General features: G+C 50.0%; 5 protein-coding genes and 1 riboswitch. Of the genes, 4 read left to right on the top strand and 1 reads right to left on the bottom strand.

All coding sequences use genetic code 11. The features are described from left to right. The 3 genes from B2899_RS02640 to dapA all read left to right on the top strand — a co-directional run. Positions 1-1074 (top strand): enoyl-CoA hydratase/isomerase family protein (locus B2899_RS02640; protein WP_286883871.1); only part of this gene is annotated, 1074 nt, incomplete at its 5' end. 358 nt (positions 1075-1432) lie between these two features. Continuing rightward, entirely contained in the window at positions 1433-2329 is an 897-nt protein-coding gene (locus tag B2899_RS02635; protein ID WP_146809291.1) for a LysR family transcriptional regulator, read from the top strand. Positions 2330-2429: 100 nt separating this feature from the next. Next, a riboswitch (Lysine riboswitch) is annotated at positions 2430-2619 on the top strand. A 179-nt stretch (positions 2620-2798) separates the two neighbouring features. Beyond that, the gene (gene dapA, locus B2899_RS02630) at positions 2799-3689 is read left to right on the top strand and encodes a 4-hydroxy-tetrahydrodipicolinate synthase (RefSeq protein WP_146809292.1); all 891 of its coding nucleotides are present in this window, start codon (positions 2799-2801) and stop codon (positions 3687-3689) included. A gap of 331 nt (positions 3690-4020) precedes the next feature. On the opposite strand, the gene B2899_RS02625 is transcribed toward dapA, so the two are convergent. Further along, positions 4021-5127, bottom strand: coding sequence for a deoxyribonuclease IV (locus tag B2899_RS02625; RefSeq protein ID WP_146809293.1), 1107 nt, complete (start codon positions 5125-5127; stop codon positions 4021-4023). Between the two features lie 130 nt (positions 5128-5257). Here B2899_RS02625 and B2899_RS02620 point away from each other — a divergent pair, with 130 nt between their 5' ends. Continuing rightward, positions 5258-5914 (top strand): BsuPI-related putative proteinase inhibitor, encoded by a 657-nt coding sequence (locus B2899_RS02620; RefSeq protein WP_286883867.1) that lies wholly within the window; start codon positions 5258-5260, stop codon positions 5912-5914. The last annotated feature ends 36 nt before the right edge of the window (positions 5915-5950 follow it).

Here is a 5950-nt window from a genome sequence, read left to right as displayed (position 1 = left end):
AATGTAGAAAACGGTGTCGGCCGTATTCTGCTAAACCGTCCGAAAGCGCTGAACGCCCTTTCACTTTATATGGTCGAAGAAATCAGCAAGAAGCTGGCCGAATGGGAGCGTGATTCTGCCGTATCGCTTGTGCTGATTGAAGGTGCCGGTGAGAGGGGCCTGTGTGCGGGCGGCGATATGCGTTCGTTCTATGATAAACGCGACGATAATGTGGAGAAGCATGCGCTGGACTTCTTTTCAATTGAGTATAAAATGAATCTGGCTCTGCACCGCTACACGAAGCCGATTCTTGCCTATATGAACGGTATTGTCATGGGCGGGGGAATTGGCCTGTCTATCTTTGCGAGCCACCGTGTGGTGACTGAGCGCTCGAAATTATCCATGCCAGAGATGAATATCGGTTTCTTTCCTGATGTAGGCGGCAGCTATTTCTTAAATCAAATGCCGGGCCACATGGGCCGCTATCTGGCGCTGACGGCTCACTTGTTCAACGGGGCTGACGCAGTATACCTTGGCGCCGCCGATTATTATATCCAATCGGAGCAATGGGGCGCATTGAAACAGGATGTGCAGGCATTCGATTGGACACAGGCCGGCGGCCGGGAAGAGACGGCGGTCAAGCTGCGTGAGATCATTAAGAAATATGCGGCGACCGACATTCCGGAAGCGCCGCTTGCACGCGTACAGGAAAAGGTGGATCGTCATTTTGGATTTGATTCGGTAGCCGACATTCTGGCTTCGCTTGAGAAAGCGGCCCAGGAAGGCGACGAATGGGCACAGGAGACCGCGAAAACGCTGCGCGGCAAGTCGCCGATTTCAATGGCGGTGGCGCTTGAGCAGCTTATCCGTGGGAAAGAGATGGCTGTCGCTGATTGCTTCCGCATGGAAATGAACCTGAGCATGCATTTCATGCACAGCCATGATTTCTACGAGGGTGTACGCTCCGTGCTGGTTGACAAGGATCGCAATCCGAGCTGGAATCCGGCATCCATTGACGATGTGAAGCGCGAGGATGTGGAAGCGTTCTTCAAAAATCCGTGGGAAGGCGGACAACATCCGCTGGCGGACGAGTAAAAAGAGCCATATAAAGCAGTTCCCGAATAAGTGAGTCGGGAACTGTTTTTTTTATAGTGTAGGAAAAACGCGCGAGGCGTGTGCCGACCGTTGCTTTTTCCGTGTGGAGCGTGTGACCCTTAAAGGAGAGAAAGACCGGCAACGTCCGCGAGTTTTTCTTAATTTTATCAGGTGAGGCCCGGCACGTAGATCAGCACCAGTCCGAAGCCCGGCATATTGACGCCGCCTTTCTGATTCATTTCACTCATCTTCGTGTTTTCTTTCTCCCGTTTTCACTAGATGAGAGATTGAAACATAAATGAAATATAGTTATATTATCTTAAAGATTAATTTTTTTAATGATAAGAGGAGAAGAGGCATGCATTACGATGCGCTGCGCACATTCGTCGCTGTAGTGGAAGAGAAGAATTTTACCCGGGCCGGAGAGAAACTGCGGCTTTCCCAGCCCAGCGTTAGCCTGCATATTAAGCATCTTGAACACGAATTTCAGGCTAAGCTCATCGACCGTTCACCCAAACACCTGTATGTAACCCATGCAGGAGAGATACTGTACGAACGGGCGAAACAGATGCTTAATCTATATGAAAAAGCAAAAGAGGACATTTACGCCCACCAGCATCGGGTCACAGGAAAGCTTCACATAGGCGCGAGCTTTACAATTGGTGAGTACGTGCTGCCCGTTCTGCTGGCAGACTTCCGCCGCCGCTATCCGCATGTGGAAGTGGAGGTAACGATCGGCAACACGAAGCGCATTGTGGAAGCGGTCAAGCTGTTGCAGATGGACATTGGTTTGATTGAAGGGCAGACAAGCGACAGAGAGCTGCGGATCGTTCCATTCATGAAAGATGAAATGGTTTTAGTGGCACCGACAGAGCATCCGCTGGCGGGACGCGGGCCTATTACTCCGGATGCGCTGCATGATGAAATATGGGTGGTACGGGAAGAAGGCTCGGGAACCCGTGTCTATTCGGAGCATGTCATCCGAACGCATGGACTTAGCGTAAAGAAGAAAATTACATTAAGCAGCAATCAGGCCGTCAAAGAGGCAGTGGCGGCGGGACTCGGCATTACACTGCTGTCCCGCTGGGTGGTGAAAAAACCGCTGCAACATGGAGAGATTGCCGAACTGCCGCTTGAAGGTGATTCGTTTCTGCGCAGATTGTCTTATATTTATCCGGCGCATGCGGAACGGACGAAGCTGGTAGAAGTGTTCCTTGAGGAAATAGTCAGAGATGGGGCAGAGAATAAGGGATGAAATATAGAAATTTCTCTCCAATTTCTCCTTGACCTCGCGCGGGAAGTTCACTATACTAACATCAATACAACTTTATATTCATAAAGCCTCATCAACGCTCTGATGGGGTAGAGGTCGCGGGATTTAAGAGTACGCTGCGGGAGATGTGGAGAACATCGGTGAACGCAGGGGAAAGGAAAGACCGCCGAAGCTTGTCCGGGTTCTCCGGCCGGACGGGTTGGGGCTGTATCCGAATAGGAACAGAACTGTCACGCGTATGTTCCGGTTACGCGTGGTGCGCTATCTTGCAGGAGATACGGAGATGGGGTGAGCTTGAAGTTCATTGTCCATCTACGACCCGTGTTGTAGATGTTTTTATTTTTTCGCCTGTATTCTCCTAATCATCCGGTTAGGGGATTTTTTGTAGGCGCGGGTCCGTATGTTCCTTTTCTGAGACGCGCATTGGACACGACGATGAGGAGGAATTGGGATGATTGATTTAGGAAGATTGGTAACCGCGATGGTGACGCCGTTTGATGCGGAATTGAATGTGGATAGGAAGCAAACGGAAAGACTGGTTGAGCATTTGATTGCCACCGGATCGACCGCGCTGGTGGTGGCGGGTACAACGGGTGAGTCCCCGACATTGACAGGGCAGGAAAAAGTGAACCTGTTCCGTCATGTAGTTGAAATTGTAAACGGCCGCATTCCGGTCATTGCCGGGACGGGCAGCAATAACACGGCTGCATCCATTGAACTCACACAAAAGGCTGCAGAATGCGGTGTGGACGGCGTTATGCTGGTGGTGCCGTATTATAATAAACCGTCCCAGGAAGGCTTGTATCAGCATTTTAAAACGATTGCCGCAAGTACGAAGCTTCCGGTTTTATTGTACAACATTCCGGGCCGTTCCGTTATTAATATGAAAGCGGAGACGACCATCCGTCTTGCAAACGATGTAGGGAACATTTTCGCTATTAAGGAGGCAAACTCCGATCTGGGCCAGATGTCTGAGATTATCGAGCAGACGGCGGATGATTTCGTATTGTATACCGGTGACGACAGCATGACACTGCCCTGTATGTCCGTGGGTGGCAAAGGCGTCATCAGCGTAGCCAGTCACGTGATTGGCCGTGAGATGAGCGAGATGATTCAGGCGTTTGCCGGCGGAGAAGTCGCCAGGGCAAGCGCACTGCACCGTAAACTGCTACCCGTATTCGAAGGATTGTTTATCACAGCCAACCCGACACCGGTCAAGGCTGCGCTCAACATGCAGGGGATAAATGTCGGCGGCGTACGCCTGCCGCTGGTCGAGCTGACAGAAGAAGAACGTGAATTTGTCAAAAACCTGCTTCCGCAGGTCGAAGTGGCAACAGTGTAAGAGGCAGGATGTAGGAGAGAGTAATAATAGATAAAAACAAGAAGCCGCTCTTTCGGGAGCGGCTTTTGTTAATGCGGCTTTTGTTAATAGTGTAGGAAAGTATATGTTGCTTTATAGTGATAAAGCAACATATACTTTCCCTCCATCCGTAAACCGGGAAAAACTCGCGAGGCGTGTGCCGACCGTTGCTTTTTCCGTGTGGAGCGTGGGGCCCGAAGGGAGAAAAAGACCGGCAACTGTCTCCCTCTTCGAGATACCCGGATGTTTTGCCGGTCCGACCGAAGGGTGTTTCTTTCGTTTCGGGGACTCTGTTTTTTGCTAGAAGACGTTACTATGCGTTTATGCCAGCCAGCCAGGCGATGATACGTTTGTTAATGCCTTCCTCAGACTCGTCCGGCAGCAGTTCCGCGCGGGTTACCGTATCAAACAGCTTCTCTAGCGGTTCACGCGGGTCCTCTTTCTTTAATTTTTTGTCCTGCAGCCATTCCCAGTTCTGAACGATATACTCGCGCCGGTCGATGCCTTCCTTGGTGAAGTACGATGTCAGCAGTTCAACGTCATCCAGGAAGTTTTCTGTAAAACGCTCTTTTACCGTACCGCGCAGCAGCGCAATTTCTACTTCATACATCGGAGATTGATCGGCTTTGTTTTTGCCGATCCACGGCGTCTCAAGAATAATCGGCTTGTCCCTGGCGACTTCATGGTGGACGATATAGTTGATGGCATCAAAACCGATAAGGCCTGATCCGATCGGCGCATGCCGGTCTTTCGCCGCACCGCGGAAGTTCTTGCTGTCGTTAATATGGAATACAGCCAGACGATCCAGTCCGATAATACGGTCAAATTGTTCCATGACACCGTCAAAGTCATTGACAATATCATAACCCGCATCATGCGTATGGCACGTATCGAAACAAACGGTCAGTTTATCGTTCAGCTCCACCTTGTCGATAATGGCCGCCAATTCTTCGAAGCTGCGGCCTATCTCCGATCCTTTGCCCGCCATCGTCTCAAGCGCGATGTTGACGGTTTGCCCGGTGTGCAGCACCTCATTCAATCCTTCCGCAATCCGGTTGACGCCATATTCGGCGTCTTTGTCGGTGTAGGCCCCAGGATGGAGAACGATATTCTTGACGCCCAGATATTCGGCGCGCTTAATTTCCTCCTGTAGAAACGATACAGCGAGTTCAAACGTGTTCGGTTTATAAGAGCCGAGGTTGATAATATACGGGGCATGGACGACAATATCATCGATGCCGTACTTCTTCATCAGCTCCAGACCTTCTTCGACGAATTGTTCTTCCATCGGTTTGCGCCGGGTGTTCTGCGGCGCGCCTGTATACACCATAAACGAGGTAGAGCCGTAGCTAATCGCTTCTTCTACCGCGTTCAGCAGTCCTTTTTTGGAAAATGAAACGTGCGATCCTATCTTCATAATTTATGTATCACTCCTCACCGCTTTATTGTATCAAAAATTTCGCGGAAAGATGAACGGGAAACGACGCAAAATGCACACGTAACGAAGCCTGCATCCGTCAAAATAATAACAACGCTGGGAGGGACAGACAATGAAGAGAGTAAACCTCAAATCGATGGCGATAGGTCTGGCAATGGGAAGTGTGATGACGGCGGGAATCAGCTACGCGGCACCCGCACTTACGCAAATCTTGGTGGATGTAACTCCCGTGACGATTAAAGTCGGGCAGGAGACGAAATCAGGCACGTTCAATAACGGTGAAGAGAACGTACCGGTATCGATGATTTACAACGGCACAACCTACGTACCGATTCGATTCATCAGCGAAGCGTTGGGAAAAGAAGTGGGCTGGGAACAGGAGAGCCGCACAATCACCATAACGGACAAAGGGAAGGACCAGATTTGGGCGGGGGCCATTGAAAGCACACTCGCATATGACGGAAAAGGCTCACTTGTTTTCACCGTCAAAAACCAGACGGAACGACAGCAGGCTTTACGGTTCAATACCAGTCAGCGATACGACTATATAATCTGGAATGACAAAGGGGAAAAAGTACAGCATTATTCGATCGACAAACTATTTGCTCAGGAAGTCTCTTGGGAAACGTTAAAACAGGGAGAGGAAAAGACGTTTACCGCTCCACTTAAAGGGTTGAAAAAGGGGAATTATAAGGTAGAGTTTTGGCTTACCACAGAAAGCGCAAAAATACATGAAACCGCTTTTTTTCAATTACTGCAAGATATCTAAAAAGGAAAAGAGGGAAGAGAACGAGAGGATGATTTC

The organism is Aneurinibacillus sp. UBA3580 (assembly GCF_002375825.1).
Taxonomy (GTDB): Bacteria; Bacillota; Bacilli; order Aneurinibacillales; family Aneurinibacillaceae; genus Aneurinibacillus; species Aneurinibacillus danicus.
This window is presented reverse-complemented; position numbering and strand designations above follow the sequence as displayed.